The organism is Komagataeibacter melomenusus (genome assembly GCF_013155395.1).
Lineage (GTDB): Bacteria > Pseudomonadota > Alphaproteobacteria > Acetobacterales > Acetobacteraceae > Komagataeibacter > Komagataeibacter melomenusus.
The window spans coordinates 1-20,026 of record NZ_JABJWC010000051.1; the positions used below are offsets into that span (position 1 = coordinate 1).

The window sequence follows — 20,026 nt, forward strand, 5'->3', positions numbered from 1 at the left end:
GGGTGGGGGTTTCAGTTCCAGTCCGTGGGGTTCGTGACCGTCATCTGCCTGCTGCTGTTTGCCGTGGCCCTCAACCTGCTGGGCGTATTCACCATCGGGCTGCGGCTGATGGGCGTGGGGGGCAACCTGCCTGCCCATGCGGGTGATTTCCTGACCGGGGTGCTGGCGGTGGTACTGGCCTCGCCATGTACCGCGCCGTTCATGGGGGCGGCGGTGGCCGCTGCCCTTGCGGCCTCGCCCGTGATCGGGGTGGTGGTCTTTGCCGCCCTCGGGCTGGGGCTGGCAGCGCCTTACCTTGTGCTCGCCGCCATGCCCGGCCTGCTGGCATGGCTGCCCAGGCCGGGCAAGTGGATGGAAACGGTGCGCAACCTGCTGGCCCTGCCGGTGCTGGCCACCTGCGTGTGGCTGGGCTGGGTGGCGAAGCTGGAAGGTGGCATGGATGCCCTTGCCCTGCTGGGCGCAGGGCTGGTGCTGGTGGCGGTGGGCTGCTGGAGCCTGCGGCGCGCCAACCATCTGGACCTGCGCGATGCCATGGAGGGGCGAGCCGGGCTGTACCGCGCGGTGGCGACACTGAGCCTGCTGGCGGCCTTTGTCGGTGGTGCGGTGCTGCCGCCCGCCACGCTGCATGAGCGCGGCAGCGTGCGCGTGGCCGATGGCAGTTCCGCCTATTCTCCCGCCCGCCTGGCCGAATTGCGCAGGCAGGGGCGGCCTGTATTCGTGGACATGACAGCGGCGTGGTGCATCTCATGCCTGGTCAATGAGCGCGTGGCCCTGTCGAGCCAGAGCGTGCAGGCCGCTTTTGCCAGGCGTGGCATCGTGTACATGAAAGGCGACTGGACCCTGCGCGATGCGGCGATCACCGCCTTCCTACAGGCCCACGGGCGCGACGGGGTGCCGTTCTACGCCTATTACCCCGCCCACGGCGCGGAAGTGATCCTGCCCGAAATCCTGACACCTGCCATCGTTCTAGACATGACCGCGCCCACCCACAAATGACCCGCGCAGGCAAAACAGAGAAAAGTTTTTGGTAAAGCTTTTTTCAAAAAGCTTTGAAACAACGCCGCCTTTTTGAAAAAAGGCGGCGCCCGGAAACCTGTGTTCCCGACTTACTGGCCCGTGCTGCCCGGCAGGCTCAGGTTGCCCGGCGGGGGGGAGCGCAGTTGCGGGGTCGGGGCTGCGGTATCGCTGCCTTCGGAGGAATACCCTTCCGGGAAAATCGCATCCGGTTCCTCATGGATGGCCTTGGGCCGGGCGGGTGCGGGTGCCTCTGCCGGGGTGGTCGCGGCCTCCGGGTGGTCATCGGTCGGGCCGCCGCCAATGGTCATGGTCTCAGCCCCTGTGGCCGGGCTGGCGGGGGTGGTGGTGACGGCAGGCGTATCGCCATCAAGGGGCTGGGCGGCCACGCTGCCCGGTGCCTGCGGCGTAACCAGCCAGTTGCCCAGGTTGGTGCGGATCTGGCTTGCCAGTTCCTGGTTCATGTCCTGCAGCATGAGGTTGGTCAGGGTGTTCAGGTTCTCGGGCGTGTCGCTGTTGCCGTGCTTCTTCTTGGGGTCGAACGAGCGGGTGACCTGGGCTACGGCATAGCCGGTGCGGCGGCCATCGGCGGAGGTCACGTCCAGATGCACGTTCAACTGCCCGTCAAGAATGCCGCCCGGCTCATGCAGGATGGAGACGCGGTCGATGGTGAATGTGCCGCTCCCCCCGCTGCCCGCGGCCAGCAGCCGGTCATGCGCCAGTTGCTTGAGCAGGTCATCGGGCGGGTTGGGCGCGCGGCCCGACAGGTCGCCCGGCACCAGTCCCGGCCCACCCCGGTCCACCACCGATATGGTGGCCACATTCAGGCTCAGCGGCGGCTCATCGCCATATTGCGGCCCGGCGAAGGTGGTCGGCTCATCATGATGGTGGCGGCTGTAGGCGGGCGCGCTGATGGCTGTCAGCGCCATCAGGGGCAGGCCTGCGGCCAGTACCACGCGCAGGCTGCGGCGTAACGACAGGGTGCTAAGCGGCGAACGGTTCGGTCGCATGGATATATCCCGATAACGGCTGGCGCACGTGGCGCGGTCGGTCGATCAGGATTGTGATCGTGCCATGTCCCGCGCCGGGCGGATAGGGGCGGTCAGGCGGTCTTGCCGCTGATCTCGCTGCGCTGGAAATGGAAGTCGTGGTTGCAGAACTGGCAGTTCATGGTGATCGTGCCGTCCTTGGCCATGTGGTCGAGGTCATCGAGCGGAAAGGTTTCCAGCAGGCTCGACAGCCGCGCGCGTGAGCAGCGGCAGCCAAAGGCCAGCGCGCGGGGCTGGCCCGTTATCAGCCCTTCGGCATGGAACAGGCGGTACAGCAGGTCGGCCGAGCCCAGCCTGTCATCGAGCACTTCGCGCGCGGTGAGTGTTGTGGCAAGCGTGATGGCGGTCTCCCACGCATCATCGCCTTCCTCGGGTGTTGCGTCGGATTCGATGCCGCCGCCCATGGCGATCTTTTCCATCACCAGCGCGCCCGCGCGCCAGCCGGCTTCCGTCTTGTCACAGAACAGCTTGACCCAGCAGGCATGCTGCTCGGAGGTGGCGAAGTAATGCGCCGCCATCTCCGACAGGCTCTGCCCGCTGATCTCGACAATACCCTGATGGATGTCGGTATCAGGCCCCTGGTCCACGCTGAAGGCGATGTAGCCCTTGCCCAGCAGGTCGGCGGCCGTGGGGTTGGGATTGGCCTTGAGCAGTTCGGCCACCGCCTCGTCATCGGAGCGGGCATGAAAGCGCAGCGCGCCCGCATCGGTGCAGTCGGCCAGCAGCAGGCCCAGCGGCCCATCCCCCTTGGCCTGGAGCGAGAACGATCCCTGGAACTTGAGCGCCGAGGCCAGGGCCGCGACCAGCGCCAGCGCCTCGCCCGCCAGCCTGAGCACGCAGTCGGGGTTGTCGTGGCGGGTCAGCAGCGTGTCGGTCAGCACGCCCGGGCGCACGAGGCGCCCACGCACGGGCCGGTTATCGAGATAGAACGGCACGACACCCTGCGGCACCACCAGATCAGGCGTGTCGGGGCGGCTGGTGTCGAGAAAGGCGGGGGAGGAAATATTGGAGGTCATGGCACAAACCCGCTGCATCACGCCCCGCCAGTGCAGCGGGGCGCTGGGAAATCAGAGGTTGGCGGTAATATCCGCCTCCAGCGCTTCAAGGCGCTGGTCGAGGTCTTCAAGCGTTGTGGCAGGCAGCAGGCCCGCGTTCTGCACGGCGCTGATGGCCTGCTGGCGGCAGCGGTCATGCTCCATGTCCAGATCCTGCGTGCGGCCTGCCCCGGCCAGGCAGTCCAGATAGGCATCGCGGATGGCGTCAAGCCGCCCGTCCTGCACCGGCAGGGCCGCGAAAATGTCGCGCGCGCTCTTTTCCGCCCAGCCGGGCACCTCGGGCGTGTCTTCGGTGCCGGTGGGCAGGGCAGGCTGTTCGGCGGGGCCGGTCATGGGGTGGGTTCCTTTCCATATTGCTGCCAGTCCGCGCCACACAGCGCCCAGACCAGAATGCCCTTTTGCGCGTGCAGGCGGTTCTCCGCTTCATCGAACACGACGGAGCGGGGGCCTTCAAACACGTCTTCGGTCACTTCCTCCCCGATATGGGCAGGCAGGCAGTGCAGGAAAAGGGCATCGGGGGCGGCATGCGCCATCAGCGCCGCATCAACCCGGTAGGGCTCGAACGCGCTGACCCGCTGGTCGGATGCCTTGTCGGACATGCTGACCCAGGTATCGGTAATGATTGCATCCGCCCCCTTGACCGCGGCAACCGGGTCGGTCGTGACCGTGATGTCGGCGCCATGTTCGCGTGCCCAGGCCACCGCCGTGGCGGATGGCGCATGGGTGGGCGGCGTTGCCAGCCGCAGGCTGAAGCCGAACAGGGCGGCCGCCTCGATGAAGGAGGTGGCGACATTGTTGCCATCGCCCACCCAGGCCAGGGTGCGGCCCCTGATCGGGCCGCGATGTTCCTCGAACGTCATGATGTCGGCCATGATCTGCACCGGGTGCGAATCCGGCGTCAGGCCGTTGATGACCGGCACGCTGCTCCACCGCGCCAGTTCGCGCAGGTTCTCGGTTCTGCCGGTGCGCAGCACGATGGCATCGACAAAGCGCGACAGCACGCGGGCGGTATCGGCAATGCTTTCGCCGCGCCCGAGCTGCATGTCGGAGGGGGCAAGCAGCACCACGTTGCCGCCAAGCTGCTGCATGCCCACTTCAAACGAGACGCGCGTGCGCGTGGAGGGTTTGGAGAGCATCAGCCCCAGCGCCCGGCCGCGCAGCGGCAGGGCGGGGTGCAGGGGGCGCGCCCTGTGGTCCTGCATGCGCTTGATGCCGCTGGCCACATCAAGGATGGCGCGCAGGGTGCCGCCATCAAGGTCCTTGAGGTCAAGGAAATGCCGGGGCGTGACATGGGTGGGGGTGCGTAGCGCGTTCATGCCACGGTCTCCGCATTGGTGGCCGCAAGGTGGGCGCGCACGCGTGCCGCCGCCCGGTCCAGCATGGACAGGGCCGCGGCGCAGTCGGCCTCGGTCACGGTCAGGGGGGGGAGCAGGCGCAGCACGTTGTCGCCCGCCGTCACGCACAGCATGCCCTCGCCCACGGCGGCGTTCTGCACCAGCGCCACGTCGGGCCTGCACTTCAGTCCAATCAGCAGCCCCAGCCCGCGATGGGCGGTGAAGATGTCGGGGTGGGTGGCGATCAGCCGGTCGAAGCCTGCGTCAAGCTGTGCCGCCCGCGCCTGCACGCCTTCAAGGAAGCCAGGGGCGAGGATGATGTCGAGCACCGCGTTGGCGGCGGCGCAGGCCAGCGGGCTGCCGCCAAAGGTGGTGCCGTGGCTGCCCGGTGTCATGTGCTTTGCAATGGTCTCGGTGGTCAGCACCGCGCCCATGGGGAAGCCACCCGCAATGCCCTTGGCGGTGGACAGGATGTCAGGAGTTATGTCCGACCATTCATAGGCGAACAGGCGGCCGGTCCGGCCCATGCCGCACTGCACCTCGTCCACGCCCAGGAACAGGCCGTATTCATCGCACGCGGCCCGCAGTTCACGCATGAAGCGCGGGTCGGCGGCATGGATGCCGCTTTCGCCCTGCACCGGCTCGATCATGATGCCCGCCGTCTCGGCGCCGATGGCGTTGCGCACGGCGTTCATGTTGTTGAGCGGTACGTGGTCGAAGCCTTCCACCCGCGGGCCGAAGCCATCGAGGTATTTGGCGTTGCCGGTGGCCGACAGGGTTGCCAGCGTGCGCCCGTGGAAGGCGCCGTTGAAGCAGATGATGCGCGTGCGCTCGGGGTGGCCGGACTTGGCCTGCGCGCGGCGGATCATCTTGATCATGCCTTCGTTGGCTTCAGCGCCCGAGTTGCAGAAGAAGGCGCTGTCGGCAAAGCTGTTGGCCACCAGCCGCTCGGCCAGCCTTTCCGCCTGCGGCACGCGGTACAGGTTGGAGACATGCATGACGCGCTGCGCCTGCTGCGTTATGGCCTGCACCAGATGCGGGTTGTTGTGCCCGACCGAGGACGTGGCGATGCCGGAGCCGAAATCAAGGAATCGTCGCCCGTCTGCCGTGTACAGCCAGGCACCTTCGCCACGCTCGAAAGCGAGGTCGGCGCGATTGTAATTCGGCATCAGGGCGGAAATCATGGAATGGCCTTGCGATTTCGGTTCAAAGAAAAAAGGATGATGGTCCAGAAACGAAAATAACCCACCGCTCGGGGTGGGCTTCTTTTCCTTCCTGCTTTTTCCGGTCCTCATGCGGGGGCTTCGCCATCCGCGCCCGGTGCCGGAAAGGCGCAAGAATATGGCGCGTCAGGCCGAAATGCAACCTTCAGCGCCATTTCCACCCCGCATTGGGGCCATGCCTGCCATACGGCCATAGGCGCGCGGGGGCTGATTGTGGCACACTGCGTACATTATGGTGGCCCGTCCTTCCCGTTCCGCACCCCGCCCGCCTAGCCCCGCGCCCGATGGTGCCGCGCTGCGCGCGGTCGCCCTGGCCTACCTGGCCCGTTTCTCGGCCACGCGGGCGGGGGTGACGCGCGTGCTGACCCGGCATGTCGAGCGTTGGGTGCTGCGTGCGGTTGATGGCGGGATGGATGCCGATGAGGCCGCCCGCGCCGTGCAGCCCGCCCGCGACCGGATCGCGCGCATCGTGGCCGACATGGAGGGGCTGGGGGCGGTCGATGATGCCCGTTTTGCCGAATTCCGCGCCCGATCGCTGGCGCGGGCCGGGCGCTCGCGCCGCATGGTGGCAGCGCATCTGAGCGCGCGCGGCGTGGATGAGGCGACGGCAGGGATTGCGGTGGAGGAAGCGCTGGGCGCGCGTGATGGCGAGGGGCGCGAGACGGAGCTGGCGGCCGCCCTCGTCTTCATCCGCAAGCGCCGGGCGGGACCGTTCCTGCGCGCCGATGCGGATGAAGCCGAGGCCGCCCTGCGCCAGCGCCGCGCGATGGATGCCATGGCGCGCGCGGGCTTTGCGCGCGATACGGCGCGTACGGCGCTGGAAATGGACCGTGACGAGGCGGAGGACAGGATCATGCGTATGAGGATGGCGTGAAGCGCGCGCTGGCGCGCGGCGCGGGGGGGCTTGCGCTCCTGTCGCTTGCGGCATGTGCCGGGGGCAGCGGGCAGGGCTGGCACGGGGCGGTGCAGTGCGCGCCCTATGCGCGGCAGGTGACCCATGTGCAGTTGAGCGGCGATGCGGCCTCATGGTGGGGGCAGGCGCAGGGGCATTACCCCCGCACGCATGCCCCCCGCGTGGGGGCGGTGCTGGTGTTCCGCGCGACGGGCCGCCTGCCTGACGGGCATGTCTCTGTCGTGCGCCAGGTGCGCGGCCCGCGTGAGGTGCTGGTGGACCAGGCCAACTGGGTGCCCGGAAGGGTGGGCCATGGCGAGCCGGTGGTCGATGTATCGGGCCGTAATGACTGGTCGCGGGTCAAGGTCTGGTGGTCCCCCATTCACGACATGGGCAAAACCGTCTATCCTGCCTATGGGTTCATCCTGCCACGGGGCTGAGTGACGTGGGGCAGGGGTGCTTGCATATCGTGCGCTCTCCCCTCACATAGGCGGGGAGGGCAGGCCGCTTCCATACGGGAGGGCGGCCAACACGGCATTTTGCGTCATGGACGCGGATCGAGGGATGCGATGGGTAGCTTGAGCTGGGGACATTGGCTGATCGTACTGGCAGTCGTGCTGGTACTGTTTGGCGGCGGCGGCAAGATCAGTTCGCTCATGGGTGACATGGCGCGCGGGATCAAGTCGTTCAAGAAGAACATGGCTGATGACGAGCCGCACGAGCCTGTGGCCTCCGGCCACATCCAGGGGCCGGGCAAGGAAAAGGACGCCTCCTTTACCGAAGCGCCGCAGCCTTCCACCAATAACGTGAAATGATGCGGTTTTCCGACTGCGCGGGCGGGCTGCGCTAGATCATGGCGCAGGCAGTTTTTCCCGCAGGGGCCTATTGCCGCGCGGTGGAGCGGATCATCGCCGCGGGCCAGCGCATGGACCGCCTTGGCTGGGTGCCCGCCACGGCGGGCAATATCAGCATCCGCCTGCCTGATGGCAATCTCGCCATCACGCGCTCGGGTGGCCACAAGGGGCTGCTCGGGCCTGACGGGGTGATCTGCGTCGATGCGCAGGGCCGCCCGCTTGCCCAGGGCGACCGGCCCAGCGCCGAGACATTGCTGCACTGCCAGGTCTATGCGCATGACCCGGCGGCAGGCGCCGTGCTGCATGGGCATTCCGTCGCCTCCACCGTGCTGTCGATGGCAGGTGGCGATGCGCTGGTGCTTGAAGGCTACGAGGTGCAGAAGGTCTTTGCCGGGCAGGACACGCATGCCGCGCGCGTGCATGTGCCCATATTCGACAACGACCAGGACATCGCCCGCCTCGCGCGCGTGGTGGCCCCGCATCTGGCCGGCATGTGCGCGGGCTACATCATCCGTGGCCACGGGGTGTATGTGTGGGGGGCGGACATGGACATGGCCCTTGCGCGGCTCGAAGGGCTCGAGTTCCTGCTTGCCTGCGAACTGGAAAAAAGGAAGCTCCCATGAGCCGCCTGAACGTTTTTGCCGACAACAATCCCGGCACGCCCATCATCCACCTCACCGACCCCGCCCGCATCGCATCCGAACTCGCACCCATCGGCGTGCGCTTCGAGCGGTGGAACAGCCCGGTCACGCCCGACCGCGCGGCCCCCGAGGCCGAGGTGCTGGCCGCCTACCGCCCCTATCTCGACCAGTTGATGGGCGAGACGGGGGCCGGTTCCGCCGATGTGCTGCGTGTTGGCCCCGAGACGCAGGGCTGGGCGGAGGCGCGGCGCAAATACCTGTCCGAGCACACCCATGGCGAGGACGAGGTGCGGTTTTTCGTGCACGGGCAGGGTGATTTCATCCTGCATGTGAAAGGCCGCGTGTATGACGTGCGCTGCACGGCGGGCGACCTGATCTCGGTGCCTGCGGGCACGCCGCACTGGTTTGATGGCGGCGAGACGCCCGATTTCGTGACGCTGCGCATCTTCACCAACCCCGATGGCTGGATCGCGCGCTATACCGGCAGTGACATCGCAGCCCGCTTTCCCGCCGAAGCGTGAACGGCCCCGAAGGAGAACAAGACCGTGACCCAGGCCACGCAGCCGCCAGTACGCGCGGTGCTGCTGGATATCGAGGGGACGACCATACCGGTTTCCTTCGTCCATGCGACCCTGTTCCCCTATGCCCGCAAGGCGTTGCCCGCCCTGCTGCGCAACCACGCGGATGACCCCGCGGTAAAGGCCCAGGTAGAAGAGATCGCGCGCCTTGCCCCCGGCGTGCCCCCCCTGCGCCAGCTTGAGGCGTGGATGGATGCCGATGCCAAGGTGGCGCCACTCAAGGCGCTGCAGGGCATGGTCTGGGCGCAGGGCTATGCCGAGGGCGCGCTCAAGGCCACCCTCTACCCCGACGTGGTGCCCGTCCTGCGCTGCTGGGCGGCGGCGGGGCTTTCGCTTGCGGTCTATTCCTCCGGCTCGGTCGCGGCGCAGAAGCTGATTTATGGCCATACGACCGAAGGCGACCTGAGCAGCGTGTTCGTGGGGTTCTACGACCTGCAGATGGGCGGCAAGCGCGAGGCCGAAAGCTATCGCCGCATCCTTGATGCGGCGCAATGGCAGGCAGGCGACGTGCTGTTCCTGTCCGATGTGGTGGCCGAGCTTGATGCGGCGGCACAGGCTGGCCTGCGCACCTGCCAGATCGTGCATGCGCAGGATGGCACCCAGCCCGGCACCACGCACCCGGTGGCAGGCTCGCTGGCGGAAGTGGCGCAGCGTTTCGGCCTGCCGCACCCGGAGGTGGCATGAAGGCGCGGCTGCATACCGACTGGCGCCATACCCCCGATAGCGCGCGCGGATGCGTGGCGGCGCTGGGCAATTTTGATGGCGTGCATCTGGGCCATGCCCATCTGGTCCATGCGCTGCATGCCGCCCGCCCCGAGCGCGAACTGGCCGTGGTGACCTTTGAGCCGCACCCGCGCGAACTGTTCCGCCCGCAGGACCCGCCCTTTCGCCTCACCCTGCCCGAGGAGCGCTTTGCGGCACTGGCCGCCCTGGGGGTGAAGCATGTATTCCAGATCGGGTTCGACCCCGAATTCAGCGCCATGAGTGCCGCGCATTTCGTCACCCGCGTGCTGCATGAAGGGCTTGGCCTGCGCCATGTCGCCTGCGGCATGGACTTCGCCTTTGGCCACCGCAGGCAGGGCAATGTCGATTTCCTGGCCGGGCAGACCGAGGCGCTGGGCATCGGGCTGACGGTGGTGCCGCCACTTTCCGATTCGCTGGGGCCGTATTCCTCAAGCCGCATCCGCAGGCTGCTGCAGGATGGCTACCCCGAGCGCGCGGCGGAGGAACTCGGGCGGCCATGGTCGATTCGCGGCGTGGTGCAGCATGGCGACAAGCGCGGCCGCCTGCTGGGCTTCCCCACCGCCAACATCGCCCTTGGCCGCCATCTCGAGCCCGCGCGCGGGGTCTATGCCGTGAGCGTGCGCCTGGCCGATGGCCGGGTCTGCCCCGGCGTTGCCAATATCGGCCGCAGGCCCACCATCAATGACGGGCAGGAAAGCCGGCTGGAAGTGCATCTGCTCGGCTTTGATGGCGACCTGTATGGCCAGACCCTGTCGGTCGCGCTGCATACGCTGCTGCGCGCCGAGCGCCGGTTTGAGGGGCTCGATGCGCTCAAGGCGCAGATCGCGCGTGATTCCGCGCAGGCCAGCGCGTGGCTGGCCGCGCACCAGGCCGCCAGCCCACCCGCCAAGGCTTGACCGCGCCGCGCCGCCGCACCCATAAGGTTGCGCCCCCTGATGCTGCATCCGCTGATGTCGCGCGTCCCGGGGCTTGCTGAACTTTCCCCTGCCAGAAGAACAGAACAGGCCATGTCCGAGTCAAAACCACAGGATCTCTACCGGGAGACGGTCTTCCTGCCGACGACCTCCTTCCCCATGCGCGGCAACCTGCCCCGGCGGGAACCCGAGATTCTGGCAGGGTGGGACGGTGAAAAGCTCGATGCGCGCCTGTTCGAGCAGGCGAAAGGGCGTGACGTGTTCATGCTCCATGATGGCCCGCCCTATGCCAATGGCCACCTGCATATCGGCCACGCGCTGAACAAGATCCTCAAGGACGTGATCAACCGCGCCCACCGCATGGCGGGCTACGGCATCCATTACGTGCCCGGCTGGGACTGCCACGGCCTGCCGATCGAATGGAAGATCGAGGAGGAATACCGCAAGCGCGGGCAGGACAAGGACAGCGTGCCCGTGCTGCAGTTCCGCGCCGAGTGCCGTGCCTATGCCCAGAAATGGCTCGATACGCAGGCAGCCGAGTTCCGCAGGCTGGGCGTGCAGGCGGAGTGGGCGAACCGCTACGCCACCATGGATTTCTCATCAGAGGCGGCGATTGCGGGCGAGATCGGCAAGTTCCTGCTCAACGGCCTGCTGTACCGTGGCCTGCGCCCGGTCATGTGGAGCCCGGTTGAAAAGACCGCCCTGGCCGAGGCCGAGATCGAATACCGCGACCACGAATCCACCGCCATCCACGTGGCCTTCCCCTTCGTGACCGACCCCACGCCCGCCAGGGCGCTTGAAGACGTGGCCGCCGTGATCTGGACCACCACGCCATGGACCATCCCCGCCAACCGCGCCATCGCCTATGGCCCGGACATCACCTACGCCGTGGTGCGGGTGGATGGCGTGAGCGAGAACGCGACGCTGGAGCCCGAGGCAAAAGTGCTGGTGGCCGAGGACCTGATCGCGCCGTTCTGCGAGGCTGCCGGGATCACCGCCCACCATGTTCTCTACACCCTGCCGGGCAGCGCGCTGGAAGGCGCGATCTGTGCCCATCCGCTGCGCGGGCAGGGCTATGATTTTGATGTGCCGCTGCTGCCCGGCGCGCATGTCACGACCGAGGCGGGCACGGGCCTTGTGCACACGGCTCCCGCGCATGGCGAGGACGACTTCAACCTTGGCCGCGCCTATGGCCTCGAGATCACCGAACTGGTGATGGATGATGGCCGCTACGCCGACTACGTGCCGCTTTTTGCCGGTGGCCATGTGTTCAAGGCCGCCGAGCCGGTGTGCGAGGCCCTGCTTGAGGCCATGCAGCGTGCCGTGAGTGCTGGCACCGCGCCGTGCGGGCTGGTGGCGCGGGCGGTGCTGGTGCATTCCTACCCGCATTCCTGGCGCTCGCGCGCGCCGATCATCTTTCGCGCCACCCCGCAATGGTTCATTCGCATGGATGGCGAAGGCCACCTGCGCGACCGTGCGCTGGCAGCGCTTGAGAACGTGACCTTCGTGCCCGCGCAGGCGCGTAACCGCCTGACCTCCATGGTCGCCGGCCGGCCCGACTGGTGCATCAGCCGCCAGCGCGCCTGGGGCGTGCCCATTGCCGTGTTCGTGGAAAAGCGCACCGGCGAGGTACTGCGCGATAAAGACGTGATGGAGCGCGTCGTCGCCGCTTTCCGCGCGGAGGGGGCAGATGCGTGGTACAGCTCGCCTGCCGCGCGCTTTCTGGGCGAAGGCCGCAATCCCGACGATTACGAGCAGGTGTTCGACATCGTGGATGTGTGGTTCGAGAGCGGCTCGACCCATGCCTTCGTGCTCGGCCATGGCGACATGCCGTTCCCCGCCGACCTGTATCTTGAAGGCTCGGACCAGCATCGCGGCTGGTTCCAGTCCTCGCTGCTCGAGAGTGTCGGCACGCGCGGCATCGCACCCTACAAGGCGCTGGTGACCAATGGCTTCGTGCTCGATGAGCAGGGCCGCAAGATGTCGAAGTCGCTGGGCAATGTCATTGCCCCGCAGGATGTCAATGACAGCCTTGGCGCCGATATCCTGCGCCTGTGGGTCATGAACTCGGACACCAACGAGGACCTGCGCATCGGCAAGGAAATCCTCAAGCAGCAGGGCGAGCTTTATCGCCGCCTGCGCAACACGCTGCGCTGGCTGCTCGGCGCGCTTGACGGCTTTACCGAGGCCGAGCGCGTGCCCTACGCCGAACTGCCCGAGCTTGAGCGCTGGGTGCTGCACCGCATGACCGAACTCGGTGGCCTCGTGGCCCGCGCGGTGGAAACGCATGAATGGGTGGGCGTGTACCCCGCGCTGCATGGCTTCTGCGCGGCTGACCTCTCGGCCTTCTACTTCGACGTGCGCAAGGACACCATCTACTGCGATGGCCCCCACAGCCTCAAGCGCCGCGCGGCCCGCACGGTGCTCGACCACCTGCACCGCAACCTGTGCGCGTGGCTGGCCCCGGTGCTGGTGTTTACGGCGGAGGAAGCCTGGCTGGCCCGCCCCGGCAATACCGAGAGCGTGCATCTGCAGGCGTTCGAGGACCTGCCCACCGAGTGGAACGACCCCGAACTGGGCGAGCGCTGGGCCATGCTGCGTGCCGTGCGCCGCGTCATCACCACCGAGATCGAGACCGCGCGGCGCGACGGGCTGGTCAAGTCCTCGCTGCAGGCAGCGCTTGAACTGCCGCTGTCCGAGGCGGAAGCCGCGCGGTTTGCGGGTGTTGACTGGGCGGAACTGAGCATTGTCTCGCAGGCGGATGTGAGCGTGGTGGCGGGCAGCGGCTCGATCTATCTGGGCGAGGACGAGGCGCAGGAGGGCACGCCCCACGGCATTCCTACCATCAGCGTGGCCACGGGGCATAAATGTGCGCGCTGCTGGAAGGTGCTTGAAGAAGTGGGGCGCGACGCCACCCACCCCGAGCTGTGCCTGCGCTGTGTCGATGTGGTGCAGGGCAAGGCATAGCCGCGATGAACAACCGCGTTCTGGGCGCTGCCTGCCTGCTCGGCGCGCTGGTGGCCGATCAGGCCAGCAAATACTGGATCCTCAACATCTATGACCTGCCGGCGCGTGAAAGCGTGCCGGTGCTGCCCGGCCTGAACCTGACCATGGTGTGGAACCACGCCATCACCTTCGGCATGCTGGGGGGCGCGGGTTCGGCCGGGCGCATCATCTTCTCGGTCGCGGCGCTGCTGATCGTGGCGGGGCTGGGGGTATGGATGGCGCGCACCCGGCGGCGCTGGGTGGCGGTGGCGCTGGGCCTGGTCATGGGGGGGGCGATTGGCAACGTGATCGACCGGCTGCGTTTTGGCGCGGTGGTCGATTTCATCCATGCGCATGCCTATGGCTGGTCATGGCCGGTGTTCAACATTGCCGATGCGCTGATAGATTGTGGCGTCGCGATCCTGATCATCGACAACCTGCGTGATCGCGATGCAAACTAGGGGGGGCGCGGCGTGCACATGCTTGCCGAACCGTTCCACTAACGGTAATAGGCGAGATATGGCGATTTCAGCTCTCAGACCCCTTTCCTGTGCATTGCTTGTCTCGAGCGGCTTCATGCTCTCGGGGTGCACGGGTGCCGATGTGTCGCGCGCTTTCGGGCTTGAGCGCAGCCTGCCCGACGAATACACCGTCACCACCCGCGCGCCGCTGTCCATGCCGCCATCGGATGAACTCGGCGCGCCCAACAGCAATGCGATCCAGCGCGCACAGGACACCAACCCGCGCATGCAGGCGCTTGAGACCCTCTCGCCCAACGTGGCGCTGCAGGGCGCTGATGGCCCGGGCAGCGCGGGGCAGACCGCCCTTGTGGGCGAAGCGCAGGAAGCCGCGAACGAGCCCGACAAGGGCGAGATGGGCCGCGCCGATACCGGCTTTGTGGACAAGCTGATGTTCTGGCATGGCGGCGGGGCGGGGAACCTGGTCAATGGCACGGCGGAAAATGCCCGCCTGCGCGAGGATTCGGCCCTTGGCCGTAACCTGACCCAGGGGGCAACGCCCACCGTAAGCGGCCCCGCCAAATAAGGGCTGGCATCTTGCACGGGCGGCCCCGTTATGCTGCCCCAACTGCCGGTTTATCCGCATGAATACGTCTTCCACGCCTGAACTGCCGGTCATCCGTCGCCTGTCGGAGCAGGTGGTCAATCGCATTGCCGCGGGCGAGGTGATCGAGCGCCCGGCGGCGGCTCTGAAGGAACTGGTGGAAAACGCGCTGGATTCGGGCGCGCGACGCATCGGCATCCGTCTTGATCGCGGCGGGATCGACCGCATCGAGGTAACTGATGACGGCTGCGGCATGTCGCCTGATGATCTGTGCCTGGCGGTTGAGCGGCACTGTACCTCCAAGCTGCGTGACGAGACGCTGGTGCGCATTTCCACCCTTGGCTTCCGGGGCGAGGCACTGCCTTCCATCGGCGCTGCGGCGCGGCTTACGGTCATGTCGCGGCAACGCGGGTCGGATTCGGCGTGGTCCATCCGGGTGGAAGGCGGCGCGGTCAGTCCGCCCGAACCCTGTGCCGGGCCTGCGGGCACCCGCGTGCTGGTGGAGGATCTGTTCTTTGCCACACCCGCGCGGCGCAAATTCCTCAAAAGCCCCCGCGTTGAATCCAGCCATGCCGAGAACGTGGTGCGCAGGCTCGCGCTCTCCGCCCCGCATGTGGCGTTCCGGCTGGAATTTGACCAGCGCGTGGTGCTTGACCTGCCCGCGCAGGACCGCGCCGCCCGGGTCGCGGCCATTCTCGAGGCCGGTCAGGCCGATGGCCTGCTCCTGGTTGAAGGCCAGCGGGGCGACCTGAAGCTGAGCGGCTATATCTGCGCGCCCTCGGTGCACCGGGCCACGGCCAACGGGCAGATGCTGCTGGTCAACGGGCGGCCGGTGGTCGATCCCGTGCTGCGCACGGCGGTGCGCGTGGCCTATCGCAACGTGATGGAGCACGGGCGGCATGCGGTGGTGGCGCTGTCGCTTGAAATTCCGCCCGAGCAGGTGGACGTGAACGTGCACCCCGCCAAGACCGAACTGCGCTATGCCGACTCGGCTGCGGTGCGCGCGCTGGTCATTGGCGCGCTGGGCCGCGCCCTTGGCACCGGGGCGGGGGTTGCGGGCGTGCGGCCCGACCTGCTCCAGTCGCGCGGACCATCACCGGCGCGGATCTGGTATCCGCCCGAGCGCAGCCCGGATGCGGCGGATCTGTCCACCCGCGTGGCCGCCCCGCTGGCGCCTCTCCCGCCCGCCGATCCGGGCCTGTCCCCCGGCTTTGCCGAGTCGTCGCTGCCGCTTGCGGCCCTGCCTGCCGCCCGCAAGGCGGTGCCGGACGCCATGCTCGAGCATGCGGATACCACGGCGGCCATGGCCCATCCGCTCGGGGCCGCGGTGGCGCAGGTGCTGGGCACCTATATCCTGTCACAGACAGCCGATGGCGCGCTGGTGCTGGTGGACCAGCACGCCGCCCATGAGCGCCTGACGCATGAAATCCTGCGCGCGCAGTATCTTGGCGGCGAGATCCGCGCGCAGCGACTCCTGCTGCCCGAGGTGGTGGACCTGCCCGCCCGGCAGGTGGACGTGCTGCTGCCCTTTGCCGCAGCACTGGCCCGGCTGGGCATCGAGATCGAGCCGTTTGGCGGCACGTCCGTGCTGGTACGCGCCCTGCCTGCGCTGCTGGGCAAGCAAAACCCGGCCGCCATGCTGCGCGACCTGGCCGAGGAACTCGAAGCCGACGAACTTGCCACCCCCGCGCAGGCCGATGCGCTGGACAGCCGCATGGATGCGATCATTGCGCGCATGGCCTGCCACGGCAGCGTGCGGGCGGGCCGCAGGCTCACACACGAGGAAATGAACGCCCTGCTGCGCGACATGGAACGCACGCCGCGCGCGGGCACCTGCTCGCATGGCCGCCCCACCTGGCTGAAGCTGGAAAAGGCTGATCTGGAGCGGATGTTCGGCCGCCGCTAGGCCCCGCGCCAGGGGCTGAAACGGCATGGGGCCGGGGCGCGACGCCAGTGGCCTGCCGGGAGTCCTCTGCATAATGTGAGCGGGGCGTGGCTGGATTCCGTGCCGCCAACGCTCCTAGGGTCAGCGCATCATTCATGGATGATGTGAGACCGAATGTGCATCCGATCCTGCTCTCCCTAGTTACGTATCTGCCCCTTGTGGGGGCTGCGGCCATCCTGCTCACGCGCGGCACGGCCCAGACCATCGAGACCGCCGCGCGCTGGGTGGCGTTGTGGACCAGCGGCATCGTGTTCGTGCTGGCCGTGGTCATGTGGGCGGAGTTCAACCCCATGCGGCCCGGCATTGCGTTCGAGCAGCAGGTCGGCTGGGCCAGTGGCGCGGGCATCTCCTACCATGTGGGGGTTGATGGCATCAGCCTCATGTTCGTGCTGCTTTCCGCCTTCCTCACGCCGCTGGCCATCATTGGCGGGTGGCGGCAGGTCACGGGGCGGGTGCGCGACTACATGGTGGCCATGCTGGTGCTCGAAACCACGCTGGTCGGCCTGTTCTCGGCGCTCGATCTGGTGCTGTTCTATGTGTTCTATGAAGCAACGCTGCTGCCCGCCAGCCTGATGATTGGCATATGGGGCGGCCCGCGCCGGGTCTGGGCCTCGCTGCAGTTCTTCCTGTTCACCTTTGGCGGTTCGCTGTTCATGCTGCTGGCACTGCTGGCCATGTGGAACGCCACCGGCACTACCGACATCGTGGCCCTGCAGCATCATGGCTTTGGCCATGGCATGCAGTGCTGGCTGCTGGCGGGCTTCATCATTGCCTTTGGCGTCAAGCTGCCGTTGTTCCCGCTGCATGCGTGGCTGCCCGATGCCTATACGGAGGCCCCAACCCCGGCCTCGGTCATGCTCTCTGGCGTGCTGTCAAAGGCGGGTGCGTACGGTCTGCTGCGCTTTGGGGTGATGATGTTCCCCGATGCAGCGCGGCTGTTCGCCCCCGTGGTGCTGACGCTGGGCGTGATTGCGGTGATCTATGCCGCCATCATCGCACTGGCGCAGACTGACATGAAGCGCGTGATCGCCTATTCCTCGTTCTCGCATATGGGGGTGATCGCCATCGGGCTGTTTACGCTGACACCCGAGGGGATTGACGGCGCGATTTTCCAGATGCTGTCGCATGGCATCGTGATCGCGGCGCTGTTCTTCTGTGTCTCCGCCGTGTCGTGGCGGGCGGAAACGCGCGAGATCAGTGCCTTCTCGGGTGTTGCGCACAAGATGCCAGTGCTGGCCACGCTGGCCATGCTGTTTGTCATGGCCAATATCGGCCTGCCGGGCACGGGCGCGTTCGTGGGTGAGTTCCTGGTCATGGTCGGTGCGCTGCATGTCTCGTTCTGGCTGGCCTTCCTCGGCGGCACGAGCATGATCCTGGGGGCGGTCTATATGCTGGTGCTCTACCGCCGCGTGCTGTTTGGCGCGGACCGGGGCGGCATCGTAGCCCTGCTGCGCGACCTGACGGGGCAGGAGCTTGCCGTGCTGGTGCCGCTGGCCATCGTCACGCTGTGGATGGGGGTGCACCCCAACTCGTTCCTGCGCGTGTTCGACCCCGCCGTGACTTACCTGCTGCACCCGCTGGCCACCGTGGCGGCAGTCGAGCCCACGCAGATCACGCATGTGGCGGGATAAAGGTTTCGGGGCGCCGCCTTTTTTACAAGGCGGCGTTCTTCTGAAGCTTTTTGAAAAAAGCTTCACCAAAAACGTCTGCTTTTAAAGCCCGGCCCCATCTGGGGGCCGGGTTTTTTCATACGTCGAGGTTATCGACCTGATTGGCGTGTTCCTGAATGAAGCGAAAGCGCAGTTCCGCCTTGCGGCCCATCAGGTGTTCCACGCGCTCGAGCGTAAAGGCCCGGTCCTCGGGCGGGGTGATGACCTTGAGCAGCGTGCGGTGCTTGGGGTCCATGGTGGTCTGCTTGAGGTCGGCGGGTGGCATTTCACCCAGGCCCTTGAAGCGCGAGACCTCGACCTTGCTGTTGGGTTTGAACACTTTCTTCAGCTTGCGCTCGCGGTCAGCGTCATCCATCGCGTACACGCTCCTGCTGCCCTGCGTCAGGCGGTAGAGCGGTGGCTGGGCCAGGTAGAGGTGCCCGTCCCGGATCAGGCCGGGCAGTTCGCGGTAGAAGAATGTCATGAGCAGGGAGGCGATATGCGCGCCATCCACATCGGCATCGGTCATGATGATGATGCGGCCATAGCGCAGCTTGCTGGCGTCAAAGCGCTCGCCCGTGCCGCAACCCAGTGCCTCGACCAGGTCGCGCAGTTCCTGGTTGCCACGCAGCTTTTCATTCGAGGCGCTGGCCACGTTCAGGATCTTGCCGCGCAGTGGCAGCACGGCCTGCGTCTCGCGGTTGCGGGCCTGCTTGGCGGAGCCACCGGCCGAATCGCCCTCGACGAGGAAGATCTCGGTCTCGGCCGCGTTCTCGCGCGTGCAGTCGGTCAGCTTGCCGGGCAGGCGCAGGCGGCGGGTGGCACTTTTGCGCGGGGTGTCCTTCTGCTCCTTGCGGCGCAGGCGCTCTTCCGCGCGTTCGACCACAAAGGCCAGCAGGTTGTCGGCCTGCGGCGGGTTGCCCGCCAGCCAGTGGTCAAAACGGTCGCGCAGGGCGGTCTCGACCAGCTTGCTGGCCTCGCTGCTGGTCAGCTTCTCCTTGGTCTGGCCCTGGAACTGCGGGTCGCGGATGAACACCGACAGCTTGGCGGCGATGCAGCCCATGATGTCATCGGCGGTGATGTTGGCCGCGCGCTTGTTGGCGCGCTGCTCGCCCCAGTTGCGCAGGCCCTTGACCAGCGCGTTGCGAAACCCGGTCTCGTGCGTGCCGCCATTGGGGGTGGGAATGGTGTTGCAGTATGAGGCCAGCGCCGCAGGCCCCTGCTCAAGGAAGGCGATGGCCCATTCCATGCGCCCCGTATCCGCCCCATCGGGGCCGGTGGGCAGGTCGGCATCACCGGCCCACAGGTCGGTCAGCAGGGCGGCTTTCTCGCCGAGTTCATCGCGCAGGCTGTCAGCCAGGCCGCCGGGGAAGTGCAGCACCGCCTCGGCGGGGATGTCATGGTCCTTGATGAGCGCGGGATCACACGACCAGCGGATGGTCACGCCACGGAACAGGAACGCCTTGGAGCGGCACAGCCGGTACAGCCGCGCGGGCGAGAAATGCAGCCGCCCGAAAATCTCGGGGTCCGGCGTGAAACGGATCTGGGTGCCGCGCCGGTTATTGACCGGGCCGACCTTTTCCACGCCTGCCAGCGGGCGACCACGCTCATAGACCTGCCGCCACAGGGCGCGATCGCGCGCGATCTCGACTTCCATGCGCGATGCCAGCGCGTTGACCACCGATGAGCCAACCCCGTGCAGCCCGCCCGAGGTGGCATAGGCCTTGCCCGAGAACTTGCCGCCCGCATGCAGCGTGGTCAGGATCACTTCCAGCGCCGAACGGTCGGGAAAGCGCGGATGCGCATCCACCGGAATCCCGCGCCCGTTATCGCGGATGGTCAGGTAGTCACCGGCCTCGAGGGTTACATCGATGGTGGTGGCGTGGCCGGCTACGGCCTCGTCCATCGCGTTATCAAGGATCTCGGAGGCGAGGTGATGATACGCCGTCTCGTCCGTGCCGCCGATATACATGCCCGGCCGCCGGCGCACGGGTTCGAGTCCTTCCAGCACCTCGATGGCGCTGGCATCATAGGAATCGGGACCGTTTTTTGCGGGGTCTGGCATGGCGGCGGGGGGAACCTTGTGC

The 20,026-nt window shown here is 67.2% G+C and carries 19 protein-coding genes; 13 read left to right on the top strand and 6 right to left on the bottom strand.

What is annotated here, in order from left to right; all coding sequences use genetic code 11:
* Window positions 1–996: protein-disulfide reductase DsbD family protein (locus HNW77_RS14750; RefSeq protein WP_172158643.1), on the top strand; the 996-nt coding region annotated here is incomplete at its 5' end.
* A 110-nt stretch (window positions 997–1,106) separates the two neighbouring features.
* Here the strand turns inward: HNW77_RS14750 and HNW77_RS14755 are convergent.
* From HNW77_RS14755 to HNW77_RS14775, 5 genes are all read right to left on the bottom strand, one after another.
* The gene (locus tag HNW77_RS14755; RefSeq protein ID WP_172158644.1) at window positions 1,107–2,024 is read right to left on the bottom strand and encodes a hypothetical protein; all 918 of its coding nucleotides are present in this window, start codon (window positions 2,022–2,024) and stop codon (window positions 1,107–1,109) included.
* Between the two features lie 92 nt (window positions 2,025–2,116).
* Window positions 2,117–3,097, bottom strand: a complete 981-nt coding sequence (gene hslO, locus HNW77_RS14760) for an Hsp33 family molecular chaperone HslO (protein ID WP_172158645.1) — start codon at window positions 3,095–3,097, stop codon at window positions 2,117–2,119.
* Between the two features lie 33 nt (window positions 3,098–3,130).
* A complete protein-coding gene (locus tag HNW77_RS14765) occupies window positions 3,131–3,451 on the bottom strand; it encodes a hypothetical protein (protein WP_172158646.1) in 321 nt (106 codons plus the stop codon).
* Complete coding sequence (gene argF, locus HNW77_RS14770; RefSeq protein WP_172158648.1) at window positions 3,448–4,434, bottom strand: ornithine carbamoyltransferase; 987 nt, start codon at window positions 4,432–4,434, stop codon at window positions 3,448–3,450. Before argF ends, HNW77_RS14765 begins: the two co-directional genes overlap by 4 nt.
* A complete protein-coding gene (locus HNW77_RS14775) occupies window positions 4,431–5,636 on the bottom strand; it encodes an aspartate aminotransferase family protein (protein WP_172158649.1) in 1,206 nt (401 codons plus the stop codon). The genes argF and HNW77_RS14775 overlap by 4 nt, the downstream gene beginning before the upstream one ends.
* Window positions 5,637–5,907: 271 nt before the next feature.
* Here HNW77_RS14775 and HNW77_RS14780 point away from each other — a divergent pair, with 271 nt between their 5' ends.
* From HNW77_RS14780 to HNW77_RS14835, 12 genes are all read left to right on the top strand, one after another.
* Complete coding sequence (locus HNW77_RS14780; protein ID WP_172158651.1) at window positions 5,908–6,549, top strand: regulatory protein RecX; 642 nt, start codon at window positions 5,908–5,910, stop codon at window positions 6,547–6,549.
* Window positions 6,546–7,007 carry a CHAP domain-containing protein gene (locus HNW77_RS14785; RefSeq protein WP_172158652.1) on the top strand — a complete coding sequence of 154 codons (462 nt, stop codon included), beginning with the start codon at window positions 6,546–6,548 and terminating at the stop codon, window positions 7,005–7,007. The genes HNW77_RS14780 and HNW77_RS14785 overlap by 4 nt, the downstream gene beginning before the upstream one ends.
* A 129-nt stretch (window positions 7,008–7,136) precedes the next feature.
* Window positions 7,137–7,382, top strand: coding sequence for a twin-arginine translocase TatA/TatE family subunit (locus tag HNW77_RS14790; RefSeq protein ID WP_172158654.1), 246 nt, complete (start codon window positions 7,137–7,139; stop codon window positions 7,380–7,382).
* 38 nt (window positions 7,383–7,420) lie between these two features.
* A complete protein-coding gene (locus tag HNW77_RS14795; RefSeq protein ID WP_172158655.1) occupies window positions 7,421–8,044 on the top strand; it encodes a methylthioribulose 1-phosphate dehydratase in 624 nt (207 codons plus the stop codon).
* Window positions 8,041–8,583 carry a 1,2-dihydroxy-3-keto-5-methylthiopentene dioxygenase gene (locus tag HNW77_RS14800; RefSeq protein WP_172158656.1) on the top strand — a complete coding sequence of 181 codons (543 nt, stop codon included), beginning with the start codon at window positions 8,041–8,043 and terminating at the stop codon, window positions 8,581–8,583. Before HNW77_RS14795 ends, HNW77_RS14800 begins: the two co-directional genes overlap by 4 nt.
* Before the next feature lie 24 nt (window positions 8,584–8,607).
* Window positions 8,608–9,324 carry an acireductone synthase gene (mtnC, locus tag HNW77_RS14805; protein ID WP_172158658.1) on the top strand — a complete coding sequence of 239 codons (717 nt, stop codon included), beginning with the start codon at window positions 8,608–8,610 and terminating at the stop codon, window positions 9,322–9,324.
* Window positions 9,321–10,280, top strand: coding sequence for a bifunctional riboflavin kinase/FAD synthetase (locus HNW77_RS14810; RefSeq protein WP_172158660.1), 960 nt, complete (start codon window positions 9,321–9,323; stop codon window positions 10,278–10,280). The genes mtnC and HNW77_RS14810 overlap by 4 nt, the downstream gene beginning before the upstream one ends.
* A 111-nt stretch (window positions 10,281–10,391) precedes the next feature.
* Window positions 10,392–13,265 (top strand): isoleucine--tRNA ligase, encoded by a 2,874-nt coding sequence (ileS, locus tag HNW77_RS14815; protein ID WP_172158661.1) that lies wholly within the window; start codon window positions 10,392–10,394, stop codon window positions 13,263–13,265.
* A 5-nt stretch (window positions 13,266–13,270) separates the two neighbouring features.
* Window positions 13,271–13,744, top strand: coding sequence for a signal peptidase II (gene lspA / locus HNW77_RS14820; protein ID WP_172158663.1), 474 nt, complete (start codon window positions 13,271–13,273; stop codon window positions 13,742–13,744).
* A 94-nt stretch (window positions 13,745–13,838) separates the two neighbouring features.
* The gene (locus HNW77_RS14825) at window positions 13,839–14,327 is read left to right on the top strand and encodes a DUF3035 domain-containing protein (RefSeq protein WP_172158668.1); all 489 of its coding nucleotides are present in this window, start codon (window positions 13,839–13,841) and stop codon (window positions 14,325–14,327) included.
* 58 nt (window positions 14,328–14,385) lie between these two features.
* Window positions 14,386–16,251, top strand: a complete 1,866-nt coding sequence (mutL, locus tag HNW77_RS14830; protein ID WP_172158665.1) for a DNA mismatch repair endonuclease MutL — start codon at window positions 14,386–14,388, stop codon at window positions 16,249–16,251.
* 134 nt (window positions 16,252–16,385) lie between these two features.
* Window positions 16,386–17,921, top strand: coding sequence for an NADH-quinone oxidoreductase subunit M (locus tag HNW77_RS14835; protein WP_187353275.1), 1,536 nt, complete (start codon window positions 16,386–16,388; stop codon window positions 17,919–17,921).
* Window positions 17,922–18,036: 115 nt separating this feature from the next.
* On the opposite strand, the gene parE is transcribed toward HNW77_RS14835, so the two are convergent.
* The gene (parE, locus tag HNW77_RS14840) at window positions 18,037–20,004 is read right to left on the bottom strand and encodes a DNA topoisomerase IV subunit B (protein ID WP_241694504.1); all 1,968 of its coding nucleotides are present in this window, start codon (window positions 20,002–20,004) and stop codon (window positions 18,037–18,039) included.
* Between the last annotated feature and the right edge of the window lie 22 nt (window positions 20,005–20,026).